Source organism: Devosia sp. Root413D1 (assembly GCF_001425235.1).
Lineage (GTDB): Bacteria > Pseudomonadota > Alphaproteobacteria > Rhizobiales > Devosiaceae > Devosia_A.
Window position 1 is genome coordinate 175948 of the sequence record NZ_LMEA01000010.1, and the last position, 23161, is coordinate 199108.

23 protein-coding genes are annotated in these 23161 nt (G+C 64.8%); 7 read left to right on the forward strand and 16 right to left on the reverse strand.

All coding sequences use genetic code 11. The annotated features are described in order from the left end of the window. Window positions 1–64: 64 nt before the first annotated feature. Entirely contained in the window at window positions 65–904 is an 840-nt protein-coding gene (locus ASC89_RS15545; RefSeq protein WP_055999392.1) for a helix-turn-helix domain-containing protein, read from the reverse strand. A 126-nt stretch (window positions 905–1030) separates the two neighbouring features. On the opposite strand from ASC89_RS15545, the gene ASC89_RS15550 reads away from it, so the two are divergent. Continuing rightward, window positions 1031–1705, forward strand: coding sequence for an alpha/beta fold hydrolase (locus ASC89_RS15550; protein ID WP_055999395.1), 675 nt, complete (start codon window positions 1031–1033; stop codon window positions 1703–1705). Between the two features lie 34 nt (window positions 1706–1739). On the opposite strand, the gene ASC89_RS15555 is transcribed toward ASC89_RS15550, so the two are convergent. Further along, a complete protein-coding gene (locus ASC89_RS15555) occupies window positions 1740–2306 on the reverse strand; it encodes a hypothetical protein (RefSeq protein WP_055999398.1) in 567 nt (188 codons plus the stop codon). A gap of 326 nt (window positions 2307–2632) precedes the next feature. Between ASC89_RS15555 and ASC89_RS15560 the strand changes: the two genes are divergently transcribed. Then, window positions 2633–3805 carry an alpha-hydroxy acid oxidase gene (locus tag ASC89_RS15560; protein WP_055999401.1) on the forward strand — a complete coding sequence of 391 codons (1173 nt, stop codon included), beginning with the start codon at window positions 2633–2635 and terminating at the stop codon, window positions 3803–3805. A gap of 189 nt (window positions 3806–3994) precedes the next feature. Here the strand turns inward: ASC89_RS15560 and ASC89_RS15565 are convergent, their stop codons facing one another. The 4 genes from ASC89_RS15565 to ASC89_RS15580 all read right to left on the reverse strand — a co-directional run bounded on the left by ASC89_RS15565 (window position 3995) and on the right by ASC89_RS15580 (window position 6711). Next, window positions 3995–4759 carry an aminoacyl--tRNA ligase-related protein gene (locus tag ASC89_RS15565; protein WP_055999404.1) on the reverse strand — a complete coding sequence of 255 codons (765 nt, stop codon included), beginning with the start codon at window positions 4757–4759 and terminating at the stop codon, window positions 3995–3997. A gap of 219 nt (window positions 4760–4978) precedes the next feature. Next, window positions 4979–5800: an anti-sigma factor gene (locus ASC89_RS15570; RefSeq protein ID WP_055999407.1), complete on the reverse strand. Its 822-nt coding sequence runs from the start codon at window positions 5798–5800 to the stop codon at window positions 4979–4981. Beyond that, window positions 5797–6303, reverse strand: a complete 507-nt coding sequence (locus tag ASC89_RS15575; RefSeq protein ID WP_055999409.1) for a sigma-70 family RNA polymerase sigma factor — start codon at window positions 6301–6303, stop codon at window positions 5797–5799. The genes ASC89_RS15570 and ASC89_RS15575 overlap by 4 nt, the downstream gene beginning before the upstream one ends. Before the next feature lie 15 nt (window positions 6304–6318). After that, window positions 6319–6711 carry a hypothetical protein gene (locus tag ASC89_RS15580; RefSeq protein ID WP_055882892.1) on the reverse strand — a complete coding sequence of 131 codons (393 nt, stop codon included), beginning with the start codon at window positions 6709–6711 and terminating at the stop codon, window positions 6319–6321. A gap of 226 nt (window positions 6712–6937) precedes the next feature. On the opposite strand from ASC89_RS15580, the gene ASC89_RS15585 reads away from it, so the two are divergent. Further along, entirely contained in the window at window positions 6938–8041 is a 1104-nt protein-coding gene (locus tag ASC89_RS15585; RefSeq protein ID WP_055882894.1) for a TRAP transporter substrate-binding protein, read from the forward strand. Between the two features lie 159 nt (window positions 8042–8200). Here the strand turns inward: ASC89_RS15585 and ASC89_RS15590 are convergent, their stop codons facing one another. Further along, entirely contained in the window at window positions 8201–9688 is a 1488-nt protein-coding gene (locus ASC89_RS15590; RefSeq protein WP_055999412.1) for a TRAP transporter large permease subunit, read from the reverse strand. After that, entirely contained in the window at window positions 9685–10290 is a 606-nt protein-coding gene (locus ASC89_RS15595; protein WP_055999415.1) for a TRAP transporter small permease subunit, read from the reverse strand. The genes ASC89_RS15590 and ASC89_RS15595 overlap by 4 nt, the downstream gene beginning before the upstream one ends. Before the next feature lie 162 nt (window positions 10291–10452). Here ASC89_RS15595 and ASC89_RS15600 point away from each other — a divergent pair, with 162 nt between their 5' ends. Together ASC89_RS15600 and ASC89_RS15605 are read left to right on the forward strand one after the other, a co-directional pair. Continuing rightward, window positions 10453–11049, forward strand: coding sequence for a helix-turn-helix domain-containing protein (locus ASC89_RS15600; protein WP_055882898.1), 597 nt, complete (start codon window positions 10453–10455; stop codon window positions 11047–11049). An 11-nt stretch (window positions 11050–11060) separates the two neighbouring features. Further along, window positions 11061–11798, forward strand: coding sequence for an SRPBCC domain-containing protein (locus ASC89_RS15605; protein WP_055882900.1), 738 nt, complete (start codon window positions 11061–11063; stop codon window positions 11796–11798). 154 nt (window positions 11799–11952) lie between these two features. On the opposite strand, the gene ASC89_RS15610 is transcribed toward ASC89_RS15605, so the two are convergent. The 5 genes from ASC89_RS15610 to ASC89_RS15630 form a co-directional block, all read right to left on the reverse strand. Next, window positions 11953–13965 (reverse strand): aldo/keto reductase, encoded by a 2013-nt coding sequence (locus ASC89_RS15610; RefSeq protein ID WP_055882902.1) that lies wholly within the window; start codon window positions 13963–13965, stop codon window positions 11953–11955. A gap of 65 nt (window positions 13966–14030) precedes the next feature. Beyond that, the gene (locus ASC89_RS15615; protein WP_055882904.1) at window positions 14031–15119 is read right to left on the reverse strand and encodes an ABC transporter ATP-binding protein; all 1089 of its coding nucleotides are present in this window, start codon (window positions 15117–15119) and stop codon (window positions 14031–14033) included. A gap of 11 nt (window positions 15120–15130) precedes the next feature. Then, entirely contained in the window at window positions 15131–16012 is an 882-nt protein-coding gene (locus ASC89_RS15620; protein WP_082528299.1) for a carbohydrate ABC transporter permease, read from the reverse strand. Then, on the reverse strand, window positions 16009–16836 hold the full coding sequence (locus ASC89_RS15625; protein ID WP_082528324.1) for a carbohydrate ABC transporter permease: 828 nt from the start codon (window positions 16834–16836) through the stop codon (window positions 16009–16011). Before ASC89_RS15625 ends, ASC89_RS15620 begins: the two co-directional genes overlap by 4 nt. 157 nt (window positions 16837–16993) lie before the next feature. Further along, a complete protein-coding gene (locus ASC89_RS15630; RefSeq protein WP_055882908.1) occupies window positions 16994–18265 on the reverse strand; it encodes an ABC transporter substrate-binding protein in 1272 nt (423 codons plus the stop codon). 107 nt (window positions 18266–18372) lie between these two features. Between ASC89_RS15630 and ASC89_RS15635 the strand changes: the two genes are divergently transcribed. After that, window positions 18373–19257 carry a helix-turn-helix domain-containing protein gene (locus ASC89_RS15635; protein WP_055883301.1) on the forward strand — a complete coding sequence of 295 codons (885 nt, stop codon included), beginning with the start codon at window positions 18373–18375 and terminating at the stop codon, window positions 19255–19257. A gap of 60 nt (window positions 19258–19317) precedes the next feature. Next, window positions 19318–20313 carry a carbohydrate kinase family protein gene (locus tag ASC89_RS15640; protein WP_055882910.1) on the forward strand — a complete coding sequence of 332 codons (996 nt, stop codon included), beginning with the start codon at window positions 19318–19320 and terminating at the stop codon, window positions 20311–20313. A gap of 177 nt (window positions 20314–20490) precedes the next feature. On the opposite strand, the gene ASC89_RS15645 is transcribed toward ASC89_RS15640, so the two are convergent. From ASC89_RS15645 to ASC89_RS15655, 3 genes are read right to left on the reverse strand one after another with little or no spacing between them, the layout of a single operon-like run. Continuing rightward, window positions 20491–21291 carry an ABC transporter permease gene (locus ASC89_RS15645; protein WP_055882912.1) on the reverse strand — a complete coding sequence of 267 codons (801 nt, stop codon included), beginning with the start codon at window positions 21289–21291 and terminating at the stop codon, window positions 20491–20493. A gap of 1 nt (window position 21292) precedes the next feature. After that, complete coding sequence (locus tag ASC89_RS15650) at window positions 21293–22087, reverse strand: ABC-2 family transporter protein (RefSeq protein WP_055882914.1); 795 nt, start codon at window positions 22085–22087, stop codon at window positions 21293–21295. Then, on the reverse strand, window positions 22084–23085 hold the full coding sequence (locus ASC89_RS15655; protein ID WP_055882916.1) for an ATP-binding cassette domain-containing protein: 1002 nt from the start codon (window positions 23083–23085) through the stop codon (window positions 22084–22086). Before ASC89_RS15655 ends, ASC89_RS15650 begins: the two co-directional genes overlap by 4 nt. Window positions 23086–23161: the final 76 nt, after the last annotated feature.

Here is a 23161-nt window from a genome sequence, read left to right on the forward strand (position 1 = left end):
GCTCTTGCCGGGACAGGACACGCACGCGGAGACGCTGAAAGCCGTCTCCGCGTGGTCGCCCAGATCACGCCGACAGCCTGCCTGAGCCTTGGCGGCGACCCGACGGCCCACGCGAACCGCTCTCATGGGCAATGCTGCTGAGGTACTTGGCCGGGGGTTTGCCGAGCGCCTTCTTGAACATGGCGATGAAGGATGCGACCGACGCGTAGCCGAGATCAGCCGAGACCTGCTGAACCGTCGCGCCATCGGACAATTCGCGTATCGCGACAATCAGATGCAGCTGCTGCCGCCAGCGACCGAAGGTCAATCCTGTCTCCTGAACCACCAGGCGGCTGAGACTGCTCTCGCTCATCGCCACGCGCCCAGCCCAGACGCCCAACGTCGCGCGGTCGGCGGGATTGGCTGCAAGTGCGTTCACTATGGAGGCCAGACGTGGCTCTGCGGACACCGGCAGATGCAGCTGTTGCACGGGCATCAGCGGCAATTGGGCCAGGAGGACCTTGATCAGCAGATCATCGGCTTCGTTCGCGCTCTCGCGGTCGGCAAGTTCAATGATCAGTTCGCGCAGCAGTGGCGAAATCGAGAGGGTGCAGCATTGGTCTGGGAGATCGACCGCACCGGGCTCCAGGTACACGAAGAAGAGCTTCGCATTGGCGGTTGCTATGTTGCTGTGTGGAAGACTGCCGGGAATCCATACCGCGCAATGTGGTGGCACCATCCAGAGGCCACTCGGAACGCGGCACGTGACCCCACCCGCGAGCGCGAAGACCAACTGCCCCTTGCGGTGCTGATGCTCGGGTACTTCCGTTCTCGCCTCGCCGACGTCGATCCGCACCGACACTGCCGGGGCGGAGATCCGGTCTACGTCCAGGTCCGTCCACGGATATTGAAGCGCCTGCCGCATGTTTGACCGTCACGCATTTGACCGTTTTCAATAATGAATTGCCATTATATCGAAATTCATGTGCCGTGAAAGGCGCTACACGTTTGGCGGCGCGCCACAGCGGGCTGGTCGATCAAGAGGTAACTCATGGCAAACGTGGTCATTGTGCCGGGTGGCTGGCATGGCGGGTGCGAACTTTCGCCATTCGCACGCAGGTTGCGCGCCCTCGGACATGACGTCTTCACGCCAACCCTCACGGGACTGGGCGACAGATCGCACCTGGCGGTCATGCGGCCAAACCTGGACACGCACATTGAGGACGTGACGAACGTCGTTGAATTCGAGGACCTCTCGAATGTGGTTCTCTGCGCCCACAGTTACGGCGGGATGGTGATCACAGGTGTGGCGGATCGACTGGCCGAGCGCATATCGGCGCTCGTCTATATCGATGCGCTGGTGCCGGAGGACGGTGACTCCTGGTGGCGGCTGATGAACGACTATTTCCGAACCATCGCCATCGAAGGAGCCGACGGCGACGGCTTCGGCGTTAGTCCGCCAGCGGGCATGGACGTCCGCTGCCGGCCACACCCTTTGGCGTCGTTTCTCCAGACCATCCATCTGACCGGGCGGTGGAAGGAGGTTCGTGAAAAGCTCTTCGTCTATGCGACCGGCTGGAGCGACAGCCCATTCCCGCCGACCGTCGCTCGCCTGAGGAGACTGCCGGACTGGCGGATCGAGGAGTTGCCAGTTCGGCACAACGTCATCGCCGCGGCCCCAGAGCAGTTCCTGGCCATCCTGACGACGCTCAACGCGATGCAGTGATTACGGCGCCCGCCGACCGGTTGCGTCTCCCAACTCACATCGGAGCGGAAACCGTCACGCTCGGATCGTACCGGTAGGTGGCCCGGGTGGCGGTGGTCTTGCCGGCGGCGGTCGAGGTGCCGAGAATCAGCAGCGGCAGTTTGGTGGCCGGGTCAGCATAAAGCGTCGATGAACTTTCGACGCCGGCCATGGCGAAGTCGTACTTGAAGGCGAGGTAGTCCTTGCCCTCGAAATTCTGGGTGCCGAGGCATTCGGCGCCTGCCACCTGGTCGATCATGCCGGCGGCGCCGCTGATGCCGGCCGTCATCTGGGCGGCCATGCTGTCGGGCATTGCTGTCCAGGCGCCGCCCATCTGCATCCAGGCCTTGCCGTCATGCACGGTCATTTCCTGCGTCGCGCCGCCGATATGGGTGGTGGCGTGGATCGACGCCGGCGGTACGACTTCGGCAGTCATGGTCATATCGTCTGAAACGAGTTCCATCACGTAGGGGCCGCCGGTGAGCGAGCCGGTGAGCACCGATTTCAGGTCGGCGAGGCAGTCGGCCTGGGCGGGAGCGGCGAAGGCGATGGCGGATAATGCGACAAGGGTGGCAATGCGCATGGGAGTCTCTCCGTTGAAGGCGGCGAACGTGCGCGGCCGAGGATGAAGCGGTGATGAACGCCGCGGAGCTGGTGCGAGCTGACCCCCACCCCTGTCCCCTCCCCCCTGGGGACGCGGTAGCGCCCCGGAATGGGGAGGGAGACCAAAACACTGGCGCTGATGAGAGCGTCTCCCTCCCCTTGTTTAGGGGGAGGGGACAGGGGTGGGGGTCAGCCCGCGCCGGATTTGCGTTGGTTCAACGCCTGGTTCCGAATGAACGTCCAACGTCGCATTGACCACTGACATGTCAGAGAACTAGAAAGCGCCAAGGTTTCTCCGGGGCGCACATGGCCAATCTCGACAAGTATCTCACCATCGAAGACCTGATGAAGGCCGCGAAGCGCCGCGTGCCCAAGATGTTTTTCGACTATGCGGACTCGGGGTCGTGGACCGAGAGCACCTATCGCGACAACACCACCGACTTCGAAAAGATCAAGCTCAGGCAGCGCGTGGCGGTCAATCTCGAGAACCGCAACCTCGCGACGACGATGATGGGCCAGCCGGTGTCGATGCCGGTGGCGATCGCCCCGGTGGGGTCGACCGGCATGCAGTCGGCCGACGGCGAGATCAAGGCGGCGCGGGCGGCGGAGAAGTTCGGCATCCCGTTCACCCTCTCGACCATGGCGATCTGCTCGATCGAGGACGTCGCCGAAAACACCACGAAGCCGTTCTGGTTCCAGCTCTACGTGATGCGCGACAAGCCGTTCATCGAGCGGCTGATCGACCGCGCCAAGGCGGCCAAGTGCCCGGTGCTGGTGTTGACGATGGACCTGCAGATCCTCGGGCAACGGCACAAGGATATCCGCAACGGGCTGAAGGCGCCGCCGCCGATCACCCCGAAATTCCTGTTCGAGATTGCCACCAAGCCGGCCTGGGCCCTGGGCATGCTGGGCACCAAGCGCCGCACCTTCCGCAATATTGCCGGGCACGTCACCGAGGCGGTGGACCTCGCCTCGCTCAGCCAGTGGACGGCGACACAGTTCGACCTGACGCTGAACTGGAAGGATATCGCCTGGATCAAGAAGCGCTTCGGCGGTCCGGTGATCGTCAAGGGCATCCTCGATGCCGAGGACGCGCGGCTGGCGGTGGAGAACGGCGCCGACGGCATCATCGTCTCCAACCATGGCGGCCGGCAGCTCGACAGCGCCCCCTCGACCATCCGGGTGCTGCCCGAGATCGTCGATGCGGTGGGCAACCGCACCGAAGTGCTGATGGATTCGGGCATTCGCTCGGGCCAGGACGTGCTGAAGGCGCTGGCGCTCGGCGCTAAGGGCACCTTTGTCGGCCGCGCCATGGCCTTCGGGCTGGGCGCCGGCGGCGAGGCGGGCGTGACCCGGGCGCTGCAGATCATCAACAAGGAGATGGACGTCACCATGGCCCTGATGGGTGAGCGCGACGTCAAGAATATCGGGCTCCACAATATCTACTCGAACGACCTGCAGAAGCGGCAGGGCTACTGAGCTGGCGGGCGGGGGGTTAACCACCGGCTCTTCAGTCGTCGCCTCCCTCCCCCCGCGGCGCTACGCGTCCGCTAGGGGGGGAGGGATTGAGGGAGGGGGTGGTGCAGTCAGCACCTAGGTTCCCCTCACCACCCCCACCCCCCGCCCCTCCCCTCAAGGGGGAGGGGAGCAGATGCCCCCTGCGCGTGGTCACGCCGTGACAGCCGCTTCGCGCTCGTCGGCGATTGACCAGTTGTAGATGCAACGATCGAGGCCGATGGCGATTTCCACTACCAGCACGTCGATCTCGCGCGTCCCGTTCTTGCCGGTGACCACAGCCTTCTGAGGGAAATCGGTGCGGCGGGAGATCGAGGTGACCTCCATCCATTTGTCGCCATTGTCCACCTCGATATCCATGGTGATCTCGGAATAGGCCGGCAGCCGGTCAGACGGCACGATACGGGTAGGCAGGCGGGTCACCGCGGCGATCATCCGGCGCACCGGTTCGAGCACCGCGGTGTGGTAGTCGTTGGCGGTATCGGCGGCATAGGCGCACTGGAACTCCATCTGCCAGAACTCCTTGAGCCGGACGTGCCGGGTCGATTGGTCCTGCTCGCGGCGGAACGACTTGCCGGCCTGCCAGACGCAGAACGGCAGCCGGGTTTTGGCGTGAGTGTTGAGCTGGTGCGTCATGTAGACATAGGTCGAGGGCGTGGTCTCCGGCCGAAGCACCAGTTCGCGCTCGCTGTCGGAACTGCGCTGCGGCACGTAGATATCGTCCGGGCCGTAGGCCGATGAGATCAGTTCGCGCGGCGTCAGGATCGGCGCTTCGACGCGCCGGATATCCCAGGCGGGGTTGATCGAGCGGAGGAGCACGGTGACCTCGGCCGAAATGTAGGAAATGGCGCTGTCGCGCAGGCGAATTTCGCGCTCGTTCCAGTGGACGAGCCCGTTGGCGTCATAAAGGGAAAGCATGCTGCTCTCTCATTCTAGCGGTGTGGGGATGTGGTTCGGGCTTTACGTCTCCGGCCGGCGGAGACGGCGCATGCCGAACCCCCGCGTCTAGCCGAAGACGCCCATACCTCGACGACCGGCGCCACGGAGCGCGGCCGGAACGATGGATGCAGCAATGTTCGCAGACTGGAACATGGGCGCGAACCTATGCGAGCGCGTGCCGCGGCGCAAGCGCCCGCGTCAGACGCCGCTCCAGGCACCGCCCGGCGCGCCGTCCGGACGCCAGGTGAGCTGCTGGTACACCTTCTTTGCCACCGCCTGCATCTGCGCTTCGGGCAGATCACCGACGACCGTGCAGGTGATCTTGTCGTTGGCCCAGTAGAAGGCGTCGAGATTGTCGCGCGCCGTGAACTCCTTATCGGTGCGGCGGTCGGGCAAGGCGGCGGTGATGTAGACGGTGACCCGCTCCTGCGCGGCGTTCTCGTACATCAGTTGCGCGGCGGGGCCGGTGGGCTCTGCGCCATAGCCGGGCAGCAGCCGGCCGCCGACCAGGGTGAAACCGTCGGCGGCAAGGTCGGGTGGGTTGATCGGGCGCTCGACGCGGTTGGACAGCCACGAGACGAGGTGATCCTTGTCGGCGGCGGCGACTTCGACGGCGTGGCGGTTTTCCTTGACGTAGAGGGCGTGCGCCGAGACCGCCGAGGCGATCAGCTCCTGGCGCGGCGGCGGGCTGAAATAGTCGCGGCCGGCCCAGCCGAGGGCGCCGCCCAGCGCCAGCGTCACCACCGCCGCGGCGGCGGCCTGCGCCCAGCCGAAGCTGCGGGTAGCGGCGGGTGAGCGGGCGATCAGATGCGGGTCGAGCCGCGATGGCACGGTCTCGTCGGCCGTGCTGCCGAACAGCGCGGTCAGCGCCTCGTTCTGGCGCTGCCAGTTGACCAGTTCGGCGGCCTTGTCGGGATGGGCAGCGAGCCAGGCCTCGACCTCGGCGGCACGCTCCGGCGGCAGCTGGCCATCGACAAAGGCGTGCAGGTCAGTTTCGGAAATTGGGGCGAGGTTCGTCATTTGACCGACCTCAATCTGGGTTCCTCGCCGCTGCCGGTCAACGTGCGGAGCGCCGCACGGGCGCGGCCGAGGCGGGACATCAACGTGCCGGCGGGGATGCCGAGGACATCGGCGGCGTCCTGGTAGCTCATGCCCTCAAGCACGACCAGCAGCAGCGCCTCGCGCTGGTCGTCAGGCAGGCGGTCGATGGCGCGGGACATTTCGGCGAGGGCGATACGGCCCGGCTGGGCCGGAGCCACCGCGGGTTCGGAAACAAGGCTGTCGATGGGAACGTGCTCTCCACGGCGGCGCTCGAAGCGAAGGTCGTTGCGCCAAAGGTTGATCAGGATACGGAACAGCCAGGCCTGCAACGGCCCGGTCGGAGCGAACAGGCTCCGCTTGCGGATTGCCCGTTCGAGGCAATCCTGGACGAGGTCGTCGGCGCGGTCGGCGTTGCGCGTCAGCGCGCGCGCATAGCGGCGCAACGCCGGAACCGTCGCCTCGATCTCATCCAGGAAGTCCATGTGGCTCTGGCCGGCTTACTTCTCGACGGCAGTGTGCCAGACCTCGCCGACCATGTCGCCGGTGGTGTCGCCAGGCTTCTCGTCCTTGACCCAGAAGTAGAGCGGCCAGCCCTTGTAGGCCCACATCTTGGAGCCGTCGGTGCGGTCAACCAGGGTGAAATCGCCCTCGGGCTTAGCGCCGGCATCAGCGATCAGCGGCGGCCAGTTCTCGGCGCACTTGTCATAGCAGTTGGTGACGCCGACAGCGTCCTTGTCGAAGGTGTAGAGCGTCATGTCGTTGGCGCCGACCAGCACTTCCTTGCCGCCGATCTCCATCGTCTTGATGGCGCCACCGACATAATCCTCGGCGATGGCGGCAGTGGCGAACAGGGCGAGCGCGGCAGCGCCGAGCGTGACTGCAAGTTTCATGATGTCCCTCCGTTGGGCTTTTCGGGCACGGGCATTAGGCCGCGCCTCATTGTCTCCAACACCGCAGCTCGGGGTTTATTCCCGCGGCCGAACGATTTTGTGAGGAATTTGATCACGCTGCCACAGCGTCGAGGTTCGCGGCGGGTGGACAGCCGCAGTAACGCCTGTTCATCTACGCACAAGGCCGGATGGAACGGCCAGGCAACAGCCAAGGAGGACTACCTGAATGAAGAGGCGTGAATTCTTCAAGTCGGCCACCGCGATCACCGCCAGTGCCGCAGCAGCGACAACCCTCGCCGCGCCAGCGCTGGCGCAGAGCCAGCCCAAGGTAAGCTGGCGGTTGGCGTCGTCGTTCCCCAAGGGACTCGACACCATCTATGGCGGCGGCGAAACGCTGGCGAAATATGTGAGCGAGGCGACCGACGGGAATTTCACCATCGACGTGTTCGCCGCCGGCGAAATCGTGCCGCCGTTCGAAGTGGTGGATGCGGTTTCGGCCGGTACGGTCGAGATGGCCCACACCGTCGGGTATTATTTCTCCGGCAAGGACGTCGCCTGGGCGGCACTGGCCGCCATCCCGTTCTCGCTCAATGCGCGTGGCATGAGCGCCTGGTACTATCACGGCGGCGGATTGGATCTGTCGAACGAGTTCTTCGCCAACTACAACATCGTCGGCTTTCCGTGCGGCAATACCGCCGCGCAGATGGGTGGCTGGTTCCGCAAGGAGATCAACTCGATCGCGGACCTGCAGGGCCTCAAGATGCGTATCGGCTTTGCCGGGGCGATCATGAGCAAGCTCGGCGTGATTCCGACGCCGATGCCGGGTGGCGAAATCTACAACGCGCTGGAGAAGGGCACCCTCGATGCGGCCGAGTGGGTGGGGCCCTATGACGACGAGAAGCTCGGTTTCCAGAAGGTCGCGCCGTACTACTACTATCCGGGCTGGTGGGAAGGTGGCCCGACCGTGCATGCGTTGATCGGCAAGGCAAAGTTCGAAGAACTGCCGCCGGCCTACCAGTCACTGCTGAAGACCGCCTGCCAGGCGACGAGCAACGACATGCTGGCCAAGTACGACTATGTGAACCCCACTGCGCTGAAGCAGCTGGTGGCGGCCGGGGCGCAGCTCAAACCGTTCAGCCCGGCAATCATGGAAGCGGCCTTCAAGGCGTCGACCGAGGCCTATGCCGAGTTCGAGGCATCGAGCCCGAACTTCAAGAAGATCTGGGACTCGATCAAGGCGTTCCGCAAGGACCACTACCTGTGGAACCAGGTTGCCGAGCTCAACTTCGATGCGTTCCTGCAAGCGCAGCAGCGCAACAACGCACTGTAAGGTTGGCACCGGGGCGGCGGTTCGTTCCGCCGCCTCCGTCCACCCGGCCGTTCAGTAGTCATCCCCGCGAAAGCGGGGATCTCTGTTTTGGGGCGTGCATCGCAAAACGGAGGTTCCCGCTTTCGCGGGAATGACCCGGTGGGCGAGACAAGACCGGCGTCAGTTGAAGCTCGGCGGCGGTGGCGCTTCGTAGCTCGGCACGGGTTCGCCGAATGACGGGGGTGGCTGCGGCTCGAAGCTCGGGGCGGGGGTTGCGCCGCCGCCGCTCGACGGCAGCACGATCTCGACCGTATTGAGGTCGACTTCCGGGGCCTTGTCGAGGAAGAAGGTCACCAGCTCGGGGAAGGCGATGAGGATGCCGACGAGGATCAGCTGCAAGACCAGCCAGGGGATGGCGCCCATATAGATGTCGCGAGTCTTGACCTTGTCGCGGGGGACGATGCCGCGCAGGTAGAACAGCGCGAAGCCGAAGGGCGGGTGCATGAAGCTGGTCTGCATGTTGGCGCAGATCATCACGCCGAACCACACCAGGTTGATCCCCATGGCCTCGGCGACCGGCGCCAGCAGCGGGATGACGATGAAGGCGATCTCGAAGAAATCGAGGAAGAACGCCAGCACGAAAATGAAGATGTTGACGAAGATCAGGAAGCCGACCACGCCGCCGGGCAGGTGCGAGAGCAGGTGCTCGATCCAGTGACCGCCGCCGACGCCCTGGAAGACGAGGCTGAAGACACGGGCGCCCAACAGGATGAACACCACCATGGCGGTAAGCCGCATGGTCGAGTTCATGCCCTCCCACATCAGGCCCCAGCTCAGCCGGCGGTTGAACCAGGCAAGGAGGATGGCGCCGACGACGCCCATGGCGCCGGCCTCGGTGGGGGTGACGAGGCCGAGGAGGATGGTGCCGAGCACGATGAAGATCAGCGCCAGGCTCGGCACCGTGCCGCGGATGATCTTCTTCCACAGCGGCCAGCCGCGCAGGGTGCGCGCTTCGGGGGGCAGCGCCGGCACATCCTCGGGGCGGAAGATCGACAGGATGAACACCCAGCCCATGAACAAGAGGACCTGGACGATCGAGGCGCCGGTGGCGCCGATATACATTTCGCCCGGCGAGCGCTGCAGCTGATCGGCGAGGACGATCAGCACCAGTGAAGGCGGGATCAGCTGGGTGATGGTGCCGGATGCGGCGATTACGCCGGTGGCGTGGCGCACATTGTAGCCGTAGCGCATCATCACCGGCAGCGAGATCAGCCCCATGGCGATCACCGAGGCGGCGACGGTGCCGGTGATGGCGCCGAGAATGGCGCCGACGATGATCACCGCATAGCTCAGCCCGCCGCGAATGCCGCCGAACAGCTGGCCAAAACCATCGAGCAGATCTTCGGCGAGGCCGGATTTCTCGAGGATCACCCCCATGAAGGTGAAGAATGGGATGGCCAGCAGCAGCTCGTTACTGAGCACGCCGTAGAGCTGGTAGGTGAGGTTGCCGAGAAAGTTCGGGGCAATCAACCCGAGCTCGATGGCGACGAGGCCGGAAAACAGGCCGATCGCGGCGAGCGAGAAGGCGGCCGGGTAACCGATGATGAGAAACACCACCAGCCCGCCGAACATGATCGGCGCCATGTTTTCGCGGATCAGGTCGATCATTGCAGCGGCTTCTCGTAGGCGAACTCGCGGACATAATCCGTGGTGAGCGCGGCGATGCACTTGATGATCTCGGCGATGCCCTGCAGCAACAGCACACCGAAGCCGAGCGGCAGCATAAGCCGCACCGGCCAGCGCGGCAGGCCACCGGCGGCGTTGGACATGATGTTCTGCGTCCAGGCCTGCAGGAACCACGGCCAGGTGAACCAGATCAGGAGGATGCAGAGCGGCAGCAGGAAGAACAGCCCGCCGAGCAGGTCGATCCAGGTTCGCGCCCGCTCACTGATGGCGCCATAGAACAGGTCGACGCGTACGTGTTCGTTGAGCTTCAGCGTCCAGGCGCCGCCCAGCATCACCATGCCGCCGAACATGTACCAGACCGACTCGCTGAGGACGTTGGAATACTGGGTGTAGAACCACACCAGGCCACCGAACACGCCGCCGCCATAGCTGCGCTCGAGCCAGATCATGCCGCTGATCGAATAGCGGAAAATCGCGTTGAAGGCCGAGACCAGCGCCGAGAACAGCACCAGCCAGATGGCGATAAGGCCGACCCGGCGGCTCAATTCGTCAATGATGCGCGTAAAGCGCAAAGCCAGCGCCATAGGCAGCTGTTCCCCCGGCCCTCGTTCCTGTCCGGCCCGCTCTGCTGGCGAAGTCCAGACCGCAAGGCAACATGTGTCGGCGGGTCGCGTCAACCGCCACGCAGACGGTTTGTTGTGAACTGGTACATTTGACAACAAAAGTTGTCTATTGTAGCAGGGTGCATGGATAACACCACCGCGGTATTGCTCGAGGATGCGGACAAGGCGCGGCAGGCGATGACGCCGCTGCGGCTGAAGCTGTTGGCGCTGCTGCGCGAGCCGGGTTCGGCGGCAACGCTGGCGGTGGCGCTTGAGCTGCCGCGGCAGAAGGTCGGCTATCACCTGCATGCACTGGAGAAGGCGGGGCTGGTGATGCCTGCCGGCGAGCGGCAGCGGCGCGGCTTCACCGAGCGGTTGTTCGTCGCCAGGGCCGGTTCGTTCGTCGTCGATCCCTCCATTTTTGGCGTCCCGCCGGCGGTGGAAAAGCAGGATCGGTTCGCCGCCGAGCACCTGGTGGCGCGGTCAGCCGAGACGGTGCGTGAGGTGACGCGGATGCAGGCCGCCGCGGCAGATGAGGGTACGCGGCTGCTCACCTTCACCATTGAGGCGGATATCGGCTTTGCCGCGCCGCAGGATATCGAGGCCTTTGCCGAGCGGCTGACGGCGATGGTCGCGGGCCTGGCCGAAGAGTTTGCGCCGAAGGCCGAGGGCCGGCGCTACCGGCTGCTGATCGGCGGGCACCCGGCGATCAAGGCCAAGAGGCCAGACAAGATCAACTGAGGGAGTTGCAGATGGTTGAGAAGCAGGACCGGGTTATCGTCGAGATGACCATCGCGGCGCCGATCGAGACTGTGTGGGCGGCGCTGCGCGACCCCGCGCAGATGCTCAACTGGTTCGGCTGGGACGCCGATACGCTGAAAGACGAAATCCAGTTCATCTTCTTCGAACATGCCACCGCGGATGCGGCCAACAAGGTCGTTGCCATCCACGAGCACGAGGGGATTGCCGACCGGATGGAGCTCAGAACCGCGCCTGGCGGCACGGTCCTGCGCGTGGTGCGCAGCAGCGCGGTGACCGGCGACTGGAATGCGTTCTACGAGGATACCTGGGAGGGCTGGACGACGTTCTTCCAGCAACTGCGGCACTATCTCGAGCGGCACCCGGGAGCGAAACGGCGGACGCTGTTCCTGTCGGGCAAGCTGCAGGCGCCGGGGGCGCTGCCGGTCGAAGCGCTGGGGCTCAAGCCGCTATGGAGCGCCGCTGCGGGCAGCAAGGCGGCATTCGAGCTGCCGGTGGGTGAGCGGGTGGCGGGTACTGTGTGGCACCACTCGGGGCACCAGGTGGGGATGAGCGTCGATGGCTGGGGCGATGGGCTCATGGTGATCACCGACCAGCCGGCGCCGAATGGCGGACCCAACGGCGGCGGCACCGCGGTGCTGACGACGTTCGGGCTGTCGGACGCGGTGTTCGCGGCGCTGCAGCAGCGCTGGACGGCGTGGTGGGGCGAGCGGTTCGTGAAGGTGGGTTGACGGATAGAGACGGCCCGCTCCCGGCCTCCCCCATAAAGGGGGAGGTGAAGAGCCGAGGCTCTGTCTTCGATCGTGCCAACCACACCGGCGGGGCACCTCCCCCTTTATGGGGGAGGATGGGAGGGGGGCGTCTGCTTCAGTAATAGAGGGGCTATTACCCCTCCAGCCACTGCACCTGCTCAGGCGTCAGCTTGATGTCGAAGGCGTTCATGCTGTCGTCGAGTTCGCCGAGTTTGCGCGGGCCGATCAGCGGGATGGACGGGAAGTCCTGCGCCAGCACATAGGCGAGGGCCACGTGGATCGGGCTCTTGCCGAGCTTGGTGGCCAGTTCGATCGCCCGGTCGCGGCGGACGAAGTTCTGCTCATTGTACCAGACGCGGACCATCTCCTCGTTGTCGCGCTTATCGCGGCCGGCGAGGTCGGTGAAGAAGCCGCGGGCCTGGCTCGACCAGGAGAAGTTCGGGATCTGGCGATCCTTCAGCCACTGCTTCCACTCCGCGGTCGACGAGGTGACGCAGCCGGCCCAGATCGGGTCGAGCATCTCGGCAAGGGCGAAGTTGTTGGAGAGTGCCCCGGGCCGCTGCTTGCCGTGCTTGTCGGCATAGGCGATGGCCTCGTCGAAACGCTCGCGGGTCCAGTTGGAGCCGCCGAACGGCCCGCGGATGCGGCCCTTCTTCACCTCGGCATCCATGGCGTCGACGAACTCGCCGACCGGCACGTCGAGATTGTCGCGGTGCATGAAGTAGACGTCGACATAGTCGGTCTGCAGGCGATCGAGCGATTGGGTCAACTGCTTGGAGATGACGTCCGGGTAGACCAGCGGACTATGGGCGCCCTTGCCGATCACCACGGCCTCTTCGCGCACGCCGCGCGACTTCTGCCACTCGCCGAACAGCTTTTCGGTGTAGCCGCCGGCGTAAATGAAGGCGGTGTCGAAGATGTTGCCGCCCTTTTCCCAGAACGCATCGAGGAGGATGGCGCCCGAAGCGAAGGTGCGGAAATCCTCGAAGCCGAGGGCAGCGGCGGAGGCCGGCTTCTGCACACCCGGGATGGTGCGCTTGGGGATCACCGTGCCGCCGGATTTGAGCGGCCGGCCCGACAGCGTGTTGATGCGGCGGGTCGACTTCTCGATGCTGAACTCGATGCCGGCATCGGCGCGCCATTTGTCGAGCGCGCGGGCCTGGCCAAGACTGTCGGCCCAGGTCATGCCCGGCGCGGTCAGCTCCTGCCGGCCGGCGAGGATGGCTTCGGCAGCCGCATCCGCCTCGAACGAGAACAGGTGCTTCTGCTTGCCGACGCTGATCGTCTCGCGGCTGCCGTCATTGCGGATGATGTCGATCTTGCCGTTACCGCCTTCGCGCCCGCCATCGGCGAACCAGAAGTTCGGCACTTCGATGCGGCCATCGGAGCCGAGGATGCGCAGCACGTTGTCCTGGTTGACGAACACCGAGCAGCTGACCTCAGCAATGATGCCGTTCTCGAACTGCAGCAGCGCCGCAGCCCAGTCATCGGTGCCCTCGGCATTGAGGCGGGCCATGCCGGACACCTTCACCGGATCGGCGAACGGCCGCCCGAGCGAGGCGCCGGCGATGAAGCGCGACATCGAGACCGGGTAGCCGCCGACATCGAGGATGCCGCCGCCGGCCAGTTCGGAGGCGAAGATGCGGTGGTCGGGGATGAACTTGCCCATCTGGAAGCCGAAGCTCGACTTGATGGCGCGCACTTCGCCGATGGTGCCGGAATTCACCAGCTCCCAGAGCTTCTGGGTCTGCGGGTGGAGGCGGTACATGAAGGCTTCGCCAACGAAGGTGCCGGCCTTCTTGTGCGCATGGATCACCGCGTCGACCTCGAAGGCGGTCAGCGCCATCGGCTTTTCGACCAGCACGTGCTTACCGGCTTCGGCCGCCTTGATCGCCCACTCGGCGTGGCCGGTATGGGGCAAAGCGAGATAGACCGCATCGACGTTGGGGTCGGCGAGCAAGGCGTCATAGCCGTGGATGACACGGGCGCCCGGGAAATCCTCGGCGAGGCCGGGCTTGTTCGGGTTGCGGGTGGCGATGGCTTCGAGCTTGCCGAGGCGCGAGTCCTTGAGGCCGCGGGTGAAGTCCTTGGCGATGGCGCCCGGGCCGATGATCCCCCAGCGGATCGGTGCGGTGATTTTGGTCAATTGGAAGTCCTCTTCGAAATCGGAAGAACGGCGCCGCGCCGCGCGGAGCCTGGGTGGAAATGCTGTCAGCGCAGCCGCTTGCCGGCGGCGTCGAACAGGAAGGCGTGCCGGGCGCTGATCGCGACGGTGAGGCTGTCGAGAGCGCCATGGTCGCGCGATTCCTCGCGCTCGATGATGAGCTGCTCGCCGCCCGGCGCCCGGGCATAGAGGTAGCTGGTCTGGCCGAGATGCTCGGCCACGTCGATGCCAACGGTGATGTCGCTGTCCCCCTTGCCGGCATCGGCGAAGTGCTCCGGCCGAACCCCCAGGGTGACTTTATCGCCCTTGTTGGCACTGGAATCGGCGATCGGCAACGCGACCTTCGTACCCCCGTGGTTGGCGAGCGCGACGACCAGCTTGCCGTTGTCGCGATCCACCACTTCGGCGGCCATGAAGTTCATTTTGGGCGAACCGATGAAGCCGGCGACGAACAGGTTGTCGGGGTTGTCATAGAGTTGCAGCGGGGCGCCGACCTGGGCGATCTCGCCCTCGCGCAGCACCACGATCTTATCGGCCAGCGTCATCGCCTCGACCTGGTCGTGGGTGACGTAGATCATCGTCGCCTTGAGTTCCTTGTGCAGCCGCGCGATCTCGATGCGCATGTGGACGCGTAGCTCGGCATCGAGGTTCGACAGCGGTTCGTCGAACAGGAACACCTGCGGGTGCCGGACGATGGCACGGCCGATGGCGACGCGCTGGCGCTGGCCGCCGGAGAGTTGCTTGGGCAGCCGATCGAGCAGCGGGTCGAGTTCGAGGATGCGCGAGGCTTCCTTCACCTGCTTTTCGATCTCGTCCTTGGGCTTGCCGGCAAAGCGCAGCGCGAAGCCCATGTTCTCGCGCACCGTCATATGCGGGTAGAGCGCATAGGTCTGGAACACCATGGCGATGCCGCGCTTAGAGGGATCGACATCGTTCATGCGCTCGCCGCCGATATCGAGCTCACCCGAGGTGATCGGCTCGAGTCCGGCGATCATGCGTAGGAGGGTAGACTTGCCGCAGCCGGACGGGCCGACGAAGACCACGAACTCGCTGCTGTTGATGTCGAGGTCGACGCCCTTGATCACTTCGAGGTTGCCAAAGGCCTTGCGGATGCCCCTCAGCTTCAGATTGCTCATGTTGAGAGACCTTATTTGACCGCGCCCAGCATGCCTTCGACGAAGCGGCGCTGGAGCACGAAGAAGATGAGGAGGGTGGGGAGCGTGGCGAGGATGGTCCCCACCATGATGACGCCCCATTCGGGATAGTAGGCCGAGCTCAGCGACTGGATCACCAGGGTGATGGTCTTCTGCTCGTTGGTCTGCAGGACGATCAGCGGCCACAGGTAGTTGTTCCAGTTGGCCATGAACACGATGATGATGGCCGCCGCATAGGTCGAGCGCATCACCGGCAGGTAGACATAGAGGAAGATCTGCCACTCCTTGAGCCCGTCGATGCGGGCCGCGTCGCGCAGTTCCGACGGGAAGGCCTTCGTCGCCTGGCGGAAATAGAAGATGATGAAGATCGAGGCGATGGCCGGGAGCAGGATCGCGGCGTAGGTGTTGATGAGCTTGAGGTTGGCCATCATGATGAACAGCGGGATCATCAGGGCGGCGAACGGGATCGACAGCATCAGCAGCAAGGCGCCGAAGATCTTCTCGCGGAAGCGGGATTTGAACATCTCGAAGCCGTAACCGGCCAGCGAGGAGATGATCAGCGTCAGCACCGTCCCGACAATGGCGAGAAACGCCGAGTTCCAGAAGATGCGTGGCGCGTCGACCGTGGTGAAGAAGGTGACGATATTGGCCCATAGCGCATTGCCGAGGGTCGCCTTGCCGGTGAGCACGTCGGCGGCCGTGTTGGTGCTCGAGACGAACATCCAGATGAACGGGAAGATCGAAACGAAGGCGGCGATGCTGAGCAGCAGGTAGACGAGACCGCGGCTCACCAGCGCGAGCAGGTTGAACGAGGGGTTCGAACGCCGCGCCGCAATCGCAGGGCTGAGTTCGGTGGCTTGATCGAGCGTGCTCATCGACGGTCCCTCGCGACCAGAAACTGCAGGAAGCTCAGGATGCCGACCAGCACCACGATGACGTAGGAGACAGTCGAGGCGTAGCCGAAGTTCGGCATGAACTTGAAGGTCAGGTTGTAGATGTAGAGCGACAGGGTGAGCGTCGAATCCGACGGGCCGCCCAGGGTCAGCACATTGACCTCGTCGAACAGCTGCAGCGTGCCGATGGTGGAGATCACCGAGGTGAACAGGATCACCGGCTTCAGCATCGGCACGGTGATGTACCAGAAGCGAGCCCAGGCCGGCACGCCATCGATGCGCGCTGCTTCATAGATCGAGCGGTCGATGTTCTGCATCGCGGCCAGATAGAAAATCATGTTGTAGCCGGTCCAGCGCCAGGTGATGGCGGAGATCACCACGACCTTGGCCCAGAACGGGTCGCCCAGCCACGGGATCGGGTCGGCGATGAGCCCGCTGGCGAGCAGGAAATCGTTGATCACGCCGTCATTGGCGAACATCGACTTGAACAGGATCGAGTAGGCCACCAGCGAGGTGATGCAGGGGAGGAAGATGGCGGTGCGGAAGAAGCCGCGGCCCCACAGCCTCGTGTCGTTCAGCGCTGTCGCGAACAGCAGCGCCAGCACCAGCATGATCGGGACCTGGATGATCAGGAAGGTGAAGGTGTTGCCGAGGGCACGCAGGAAGATCGGATCCTGCGTCAGGCGCACGATATTGGCGAAGCCGCCAAAGCTGAAATTCATCCCGCGACCGGTCTGGAAGCTCATCCAGAGCGACCAGACGATGGGGTAGACCATGAAGAGCCCAAGCAGCACCAAGGCGGGCATAACGAAGAGCCAGCCGTTGATCTGCTCGGAACGCTCGAGTTTCGTTTGTGCTGCCACGCAAACGCTCCCGCCCAAAAAGATGCCAATGACATTTGCCGCCCGGGGGGCGGCAATATGCCGGAGATGGGGGCGGGCGAACCCGCCCCCGGGGAGGATCTTACTGGATCTGCTGCTTCACCTGGGCGTCGATGGCCGCGATGGCCTCATCGACCGAACCGCCCTTGGCGAGGGCCGGAAGCTGCGCGACGATCGCCGCATCGACTTCCTGGGTGAAGATGCCGTAGTTCACGGCCGGCACGGCAGCGAGCCAATCGGAGAAGTTCTGCCACACGGCCTGGCCGCCGAAATACTCGTCGCTGGCCTTGTATGCGGCGCCTTCACGAGCGGCGAGGAGCGAGCCGAGCGCACCCTGGTCGACGAGGATCTTCTGGTAGAAGTCGACGTCCTTGCCCCAGACCGTGGCGAGGAAGTCAGAGGCTTCGTTCTTTTCAGCCGAGGACGAGAGCACGTACCAGCTCGAGCCGCCGAGGTTTGAGGCGTGGGTGGCGCCTTCGACGTTCGAGAGCTTGGGCAGCGGCGCAACGCCCCACTTGCCGGACTGGTTGGCGGCCTTGATGGTGGCGGTCATCCACACGCCGGTATAGACGGCGGCGGTCTCACCCGAGACGAACGCACCGGTATATTCGTTCCAGCCGGCGACGGGCTTGTAGATCTCGGGGGTCTGCAGCAGCTTCGAATAGGTCTCGAGCGCCGCCTTGAAGGTCGGGCTGCCGGCGATGTCGGCCTGCCCATCGGGCGTGAAGTACCACTTGCCGGCCGATTGCAGCATGATGCGGATGGTGCCCGCGTCATTGATGTCGACGCCGAGCAGCGGGTGGCCGGTCTTCTCCTTGACGGTCTTGCCGATGTCGATCAGCTGCTCCCAGGTGATATCCTGCAGCGCCGCGGCATCGAAGCCGGCTTCCGAGAGGTAGTCGGAGCGGTAGAACAGGCCCGTGACGCCGGAGTCGAAGGGCAGCGAGTAGGTCTGGCCGTTCACCGTGGCAAGCTCGACCTTATAGGGCGCGAAGCCGGCATAATCGACCTTGCCGTTGAGCGGCTCGAAGGCGCCGGGGAACGACTGCAGGTATTTCTGCGCGCCGTAATCTTCGATCAGCACGATATCAGGCAGGCCGTCGGTGGCGCCCGAAGCGAGCTGCGCCTGCAGCTTCTGTTCGAGGTCGGCCTTGGCAAAATCGACGATGTTGAAGGTCACGTCCGGGTGCGCCGCGGTGTAGCGGGCGGCGGCTTCCTTCATGGTCGCGCCGTTGAAGTTGGGGTCCCAGCACCAGACAGTGACTTCGGCTGCCGAAACAGCGGCGATGGACAGTAGGCTGACGCCGAACGCCAGGCCGAGCGTGCTGCGCCACCGCGAATGGATGCGATCCATGTAATCCTCCCGTTTTCATTTGGCTCACCTTGGGCAAGCGTGGTTAGAATATGCGACCAAAGGCGCATGTCCGCGACAAAGGGAAACTCGACTTGGCGGAAAGTAAGGTGCATGAGCGTGCGGTCTACCAGCCGCATGCAGGCAGCGTCGAAGCCCATCCGACGATCCTGTCGACCTTCCATAACCACCCGCTGGTGATGCTGAAGCCGCACTGGCACGCACAGGTCGAAGTCAATTTCATCGTCGCCGGCACCGTGCACTACCGCATGCACACCCACGACCTGACCCTGAGCGCCGGGCAGATGGTGCTGTTCTGGGGCGGGCTGCCGCACCAGATGGATGATCTCTCCGACGACGCAATCTATGCCGGGGCGCATCTGCCGCTGATGCATTTCTTCCGGCTGCGGCTGCCCGAGGATGTGCCGCACCGGCTGATGCAGGGGACGACCCTGCTGAGCTGCACGCCCGATGATTCCGATGCGCACAATTTCGCGCGCTGGAACCGCTATGCCCGCTCGGGCGATGTGGTGAAGGCACAGCACGCGGTGGACGAGCTGTTGCTGCGGCTCGAGCGGGTGCGGTTCGAACCGTACGAGCTGGTGGGTGACAGCAAGGCAGCCGGCCACGCGGTCGAAACCGCCGAAGTGCAGTCGTCGCGCAATGTCGGCAAGATGTGTGACTACATCGCCGAGAATTTCCTGCACGAGATCGACTCCGTCGATATCGCGCGGGCGGCGAACCTCCACCCGAAATACGCCATGAGCATCTTCAAGCGCTCGACCGGCATGACGCTCAACGAGTACGTCAGCCTGTTGCGGCTCAGCTACGCGCAGGCGCTGCTGCTGCGCGACGACGCCAATGTGCTGCGCGTCGCGATGGAATCGGGGTTCGGCTCACTCAGCGCCTTCAACAAGTCGTTCCGCAAGATCGCCGGCATGTCCCCGTCGGATTTCCGGCGCGACGCCTTCATCCCCGGAGCGCTCGCCTCCTGAGCTTGAACTTTTGCGCATCGGCATTGTAACGATGCGAAACTTCCAGCGCGGGGATGCTCAATGTTCGTAGTGGGTGGCGAAAGCCTGATCGACCTGATCTCGGAGCCGGTCGGGGCCGATGGGGTGATCCGGCTCGTGGCGCACCAGGGCGGCTCGCCCTATAACTGCGCCATCGCGCTTTCGAAGCTCGGCAACGATACCGGCTTCCTCTGTCCGATCAGCACCGATGGCCTCGGTACCTACCTCCTGGCGCCACTGGCGGAAGCCGGGGTGAAGCCGCTGCTCGCCGAGCGGGTGGAGGCCTACACGACGCTGGCGGTGGTGACGTTCGATGCCAAGAAAAGCGCGCAATACGGTTTCTATCGCAACGCCGATCGCGCCTTCACCCGCGAGGGGCTGATCGCGGCGCTGCCCGCCAAACTCGAGGCGTTCCAGGTCGGCGGCTTCTGCCCGATCGAACCCGAGGATGCAGCGATCTGGCTCGATGTGGCGAGGGAAGCGGCGCGGCGGGGCGCGACGCTGACCATGGACCCCAATGTGCGGCCATCGCTGGTGCCGGATTTTGCCGGCTACAAGGCGCGGCTCTCGAGTTTCCTCGACATCGTCAACCTGGTGAAGGTGTCGATCGAGGACCTGGCTTCGCTGGAACAGAGCCGCGCAGTGCGCGCCACCGAGCTGACGGCCGCCGAGGTCGAGGCGCTGGTGAGCAAGTACGTGGCCGATTTCCTTGGCCGAGCCAATTGCGAGCTGGTGATCGTCACCTTCGGCGACGAGGGCAGCCGAGCCTTCACTAAATCGGGCTCGGCGAAGCAGGGCGTTTACCCCGCCGTGCCGTTCGGCGACACGGTGGGGGCCGGCGACACGCTGATGGCGGCGGTACTGACGCTGCTCAACGAGCAGGGCAACCTCAAGCCGGGCAAGCCTGGCGCCATGGATGATGCGGCGCTCGCGACGATGCTGCGCTTCGGCGCGGTGGCGGCAGGGCTCAACTGCCAGTTCGTCGGCTGCCACCCGCCGACCCGCGGCGAAGTCGACGCGGTGCTGGCAAAGGGTTAGCCGCCGCCACGCGCCATGGTTCAACTCACAGGGACGTCATTCCCGCGCAGGCGGGAACCTAGTGGGATGCTGCGGCACCTGCTGGAGCTGAGAGATCCCACCGGGTCCCCGCCTTCGCGGGGATGACGCCGGTGGGTAGGTCAAGCTTGGCTCAACCGCGCGGCGGTGCAGCAGCGCTCAGCCGCCGGCGCCCTGGTAGCGATTAAGCGCGTAGCGCCACTGCCGCATGGCGAGCGCGACGAAGAACGGTCCTGCCAGCAGCGCTGCCGGGCCGGCCCAATCGCCGAGGATCGGCACGGGCTTGCCGAGCAGTACCGCGACCGGCACGGCGGCCATGAAGCCGAGCGGCACCAAGCTCAGCATCGTCGCCTGGATGGCAGTGGGGAAGATGTTGATCGGGTAGCGCGACAGCTCCCAGAAGCCGAAGAACAGCGAATAGAGGTGGTTGGAGCGGGTCCAGATCAGCGCCGTGGCGCCGATCATGGTGAGCGTCGCGCCGGTGACCATGGCGGCGCTGATCAGCGCACCGGCGAAGTAGGCGACCCAGCCGATCGACCAGGGCACGGCGACGATGCTGAGGGCCCAGCCCATCATGCCGATGCCGAGCAGGGCGTGGCCGGTATAGCCGGGGTTGAGGCCGGAAAACACCATATAGGCCCAGGGGCTGACCGGTTTGGTGAGCAGTGTATCGAGGGTGCCGAGCCGCACTGCCTCCTCGAGCTGGCGCATCTGGGTGAAGCTCATGCAGGCGCCGAGCGAGTAGCCGAGCAGGTGGAACGAGAACAGCAGCGCCAGCTCCGACCAGTTCCAGCCGGCAATGGTGCCGAAGCGGTCGGCGAGGATCCAGATCACCGCGAACGAGCTGGCATAGGTGATGATCTGGGCGATGCGATCGATCCAGAAGGCGCCGCGATATTCCATCTGGGAGCGGAGGTACATCAGCGCGAGGCGCGGCAGGATGCGGAGGGTGCGCAGCATCTCAGCCTCCCTGTACGACGATGCGGGTGGAGGCCTTGCGCCAGAGCAGCGCCACGCCGCCCGCCAGCAGCGCCGCCCAGCCGAGGCCAAGGCCGAAATAGGCAAGGGTCGCCGTGACGTCGAGCCGCCCGAGCCACACCGCCGAGGGGTAGTAGACGATCCAGGCGAAGGGCAGGTGCGCCGCGATGACGGCGAGGGGGGCAGGGAAGAACCAGAATGGGATCAGCTGGCCGGACAGCAGGTTGAGGATCGCCTGCATCATCCATTCGAGCGAGAACGAGGTGAGGAGCCAGAAGGCGACAAGGCCGAACAGCGCCGAGAGCAGCGCGATGATGGTGTAGGCGAGGAGGCCAAAGGCGACGAACATCACGCCATGGAACGGGCTCGCCGGCGGCAGCATGCCGTAGACGGCGGCGACAACCGCGACGGTGGGCACGACGAGGATGACGAAGCGGAAGGCGGCGCGGCCGAGTTCGGTGGCGAGCACATAGAGCGGGAAGCTGGCGGGTTTCAGCAGCCACACGGCGACGTCGCCGGTGCGCAGCGCCTGGCCGATGCCGCTGACGATCGATTCGTAGCGGATGGCGCCGGTGACCGCGCCGCCGAGCAGGGCATAGGTCACCATCTGCTCGAGGCTGACGCCGGCAATGCTGGCGCTGCCGCCATAGATGGCAACCCAGATGGCGACGCGGGCGAAAACCTGCACCAGCTTGCCGATCATGTTGGCCCAGACCTCGTTGCGGTAAGCGAGCTGGGTCAGAAAGGCGCTGCGGGCGAAGGCGAAATAGACGCTCATCGCAACGGTAACTCGGCGTTGCGGCGCTGGTAGAAGGTGCGGATTACCTCCTCGATATTGGGCTCCTCGAGCGCAATATCCTTCAGCGTCGTGGTATCGCCGAGCTCATCGAGCACGTGCACCAGCGAGACGTCGTCGCGATCGAGCAGATAGTGCTTGCGCAGGCCGTCGTCGGAGGTGAGGCGCGCACTCTTCAGCTCGAGCGGGCCGGGATCGGCGGCGAACTCCAGCATCAGCCGGCGGGCCGAGCCGAGGGCGGTGCGCAGCTTCGCCGTTTCGCCGTCGAAGATCAGGCGGCTGTGGTCGACCATGATCAGGCGCGGGCAGATCTCCTCGATATCCTGCAGGTCGTGCGTGGTGAGGATGATGGTGGTGCCGCGCTCGCGGTTGACGCGCGACAGGAACTTGCGCACCGCATCCTTGGCGACGACGTCGAGGCCGATGGTCGGCTCGTCGAGGAACAGAATCTTCGGATCATGCAGCAGCGCCATGACGATCTCGGCGCGCATGCGCTGGCCGAGGCTCAGTTGCCGGACGGCGCGCTCGAGGAAGGGTTCGAGATCGAGCAGGCGGCTCAGGGATTTGAGGTTCTCGTCGAAGCGTGGGCGGGCGATGCCATAGATCTCGCGATGCAACTCGAACGAGTCGCGCACCGGCAGATCCCACCAGAGCTGGCTGCGCTGGCCGAAGACGACGCCGATTTCGCGCGCATTGGCCTGGCGTTCGCGGTGCGGCACGCGTCCGAGCACGGTGACGTCACCGGCCGACGGCACGAGGATGCCGGTCATCATCTTGATCATCGTCGATTTGCCGGCGCCGTTCGGGCCGAGATAGCCGACCGCCTCGCCGGCGGCGATGGCGAAGCTCACGTCGGTGACCGCTTCGACCTCGGTGTATTCGGCGGTAACCAGCGTCTTCAGCGCGCCGAAGAAGCCGGGGAACCGGCGATGCTGCCGGAACCGCTTGGAAACGGCTCGTGCCTCGATGATTTGAGCCATGGTGGAGGCCGCCCCCTCGCGGCCCGGAGCGAGGGTAGCTGATTCCCTGGGCCTCACAGGCTCGTCAGTTGCGGTT

Excerpts from the sequence above, each read along its gene's own strand:
- ASC89_RS15545 (WP_055999392.1), bottom strand. The coding sequence starts at position 904 with ATGCGGCAGGCGCTTCAATATCCGTGGACGGACCTGGACGTAGACCGG.
- ASC89_RS15550 (WP_055999395.1), top strand. The coding sequence starts at position 1,031 with ATGGCAAACGTGGTCATTGTGCCGGGTGGCTGGCATGGCGGGTGCGAA.
- ASC89_RS15555 (WP_055999398.1), bottom strand. The coding sequence starts at position 2,306 with ATGCGCATTGCCACCCTTGTCGCATTATCCGCCATCGCCTTCGCCGCT.
- ASC89_RS15560 (WP_055999401.1), top strand. The coding sequence starts at position 2,633 with ATGGCCAATCTCGACAAGTATCTCACCATCGAAGACCTGATGAAGGCC.
- ASC89_RS15565 (WP_055999404.1), bottom strand. The coding sequence starts at position 4,759 with ATGCTTTCCCTTTATGACGCCAACGGGCTCGTCCACTGGAACGAGCGC.
- ASC89_RS15570 (WP_055999407.1), bottom strand. The coding sequence starts at position 5,800 with ATGACGAACCTCGCCCCAATTTCCGAAACTGACCTGCACGCCTTTGTC.
- ASC89_RS15575 (WP_055999409.1), bottom strand. The coding sequence starts at position 6,303 with ATGGACTTCCTGGATGAGATCGAGGCGACGGTTCCGGCGTTGCGCCGC.
- ASC89_RS15580 (WP_055882892.1), bottom strand. The coding sequence starts at position 6,711 with ATGAAACTTGCAGTCACGCTCGGCGCTGCCGCGCTCGCCCTGTTCGCC.
- ASC89_RS15585 (WP_055882894.1), top strand. The coding sequence starts at position 6,938 with ATGAAGAGGCGTGAATTCTTCAAGTCGGCCACCGCGATCACCGCCAGT.
- ASC89_RS15590 (WP_055999412.1), bottom strand. The coding sequence starts at position 9,688 with ATGATCGACCTGATCCGCGAAAACATGGCGCCGATCATGTTCGGCGGG.
- ASC89_RS15595 (WP_055999415.1), bottom strand. The coding sequence starts at position 10,290 with ATGGCGCTGGCTTTGCGCTTTACGCGCATCATTGACGAATTGAGCCGC.
- ASC89_RS15600 (WP_055882898.1), top strand. The coding sequence starts at position 10,453 with ATGGATAACACCACCGCGGTATTGCTCGAGGATGCGGACAAGGCGCGG.
- ASC89_RS15605 (WP_055882900.1), top strand. The coding sequence starts at position 11,061 with ATGGTTGAGAAGCAGGACCGGGTTATCGTCGAGATGACCATCGCGGCG.
- ASC89_RS15615 (WP_055882904.1), bottom strand. The coding sequence starts at position 15,119 with ATGAGCAATCTGAAGCTGAGGGGCATCCGCAAGGCCTTTGGCAACCTC.
- ASC89_RS15620 (WP_082528299.1), bottom strand. The coding sequence starts at position 16,012 with ATGAGCACGCTCGATCAAGCCACCGAACTCAGCCCTGCGATTGCGGCG.
- ASC89_RS15625 (WP_082528324.1), bottom strand. The coding sequence starts at position 16,836 with ATGCCCGCCTTGGTGCTGCTTGGGCTCTTCATGGTCTACCCCATCGTC.
- ASC89_RS15630 (WP_055882908.1), bottom strand. The coding sequence starts at position 18,265 with ATGGATCGCATCCATTCGCGGTGGCGCAGCACGCTCGGCCTGGCGTTC.
- ASC89_RS15640 (WP_055882910.1), top strand. The coding sequence starts at position 19,318 with ATGTTCGTAGTGGGTGGCGAAAGCCTGATCGACCTGATCTCGGAGCCG.
- ASC89_RS15645 (WP_055882912.1), bottom strand. The coding sequence starts at position 21,291 with ATGCTGCGCACCCTCCGCATCCTGCCGCGCCTCGCGCTGATGTACCTC.
- ASC89_RS15650 (WP_055882914.1), bottom strand. The coding sequence starts at position 22,087 with ATGAGCGTCTATTTCGCCTTCGCCCGCAGCGCCTTTCTGACCCAGCTC.
- ASC89_RS15655 (WP_055882916.1), bottom strand. The coding sequence starts at position 23,085 with ATGGCTCAAATCATCGAGGCACGAGCCGTTTCCAAGCGGTTCCGGCAG.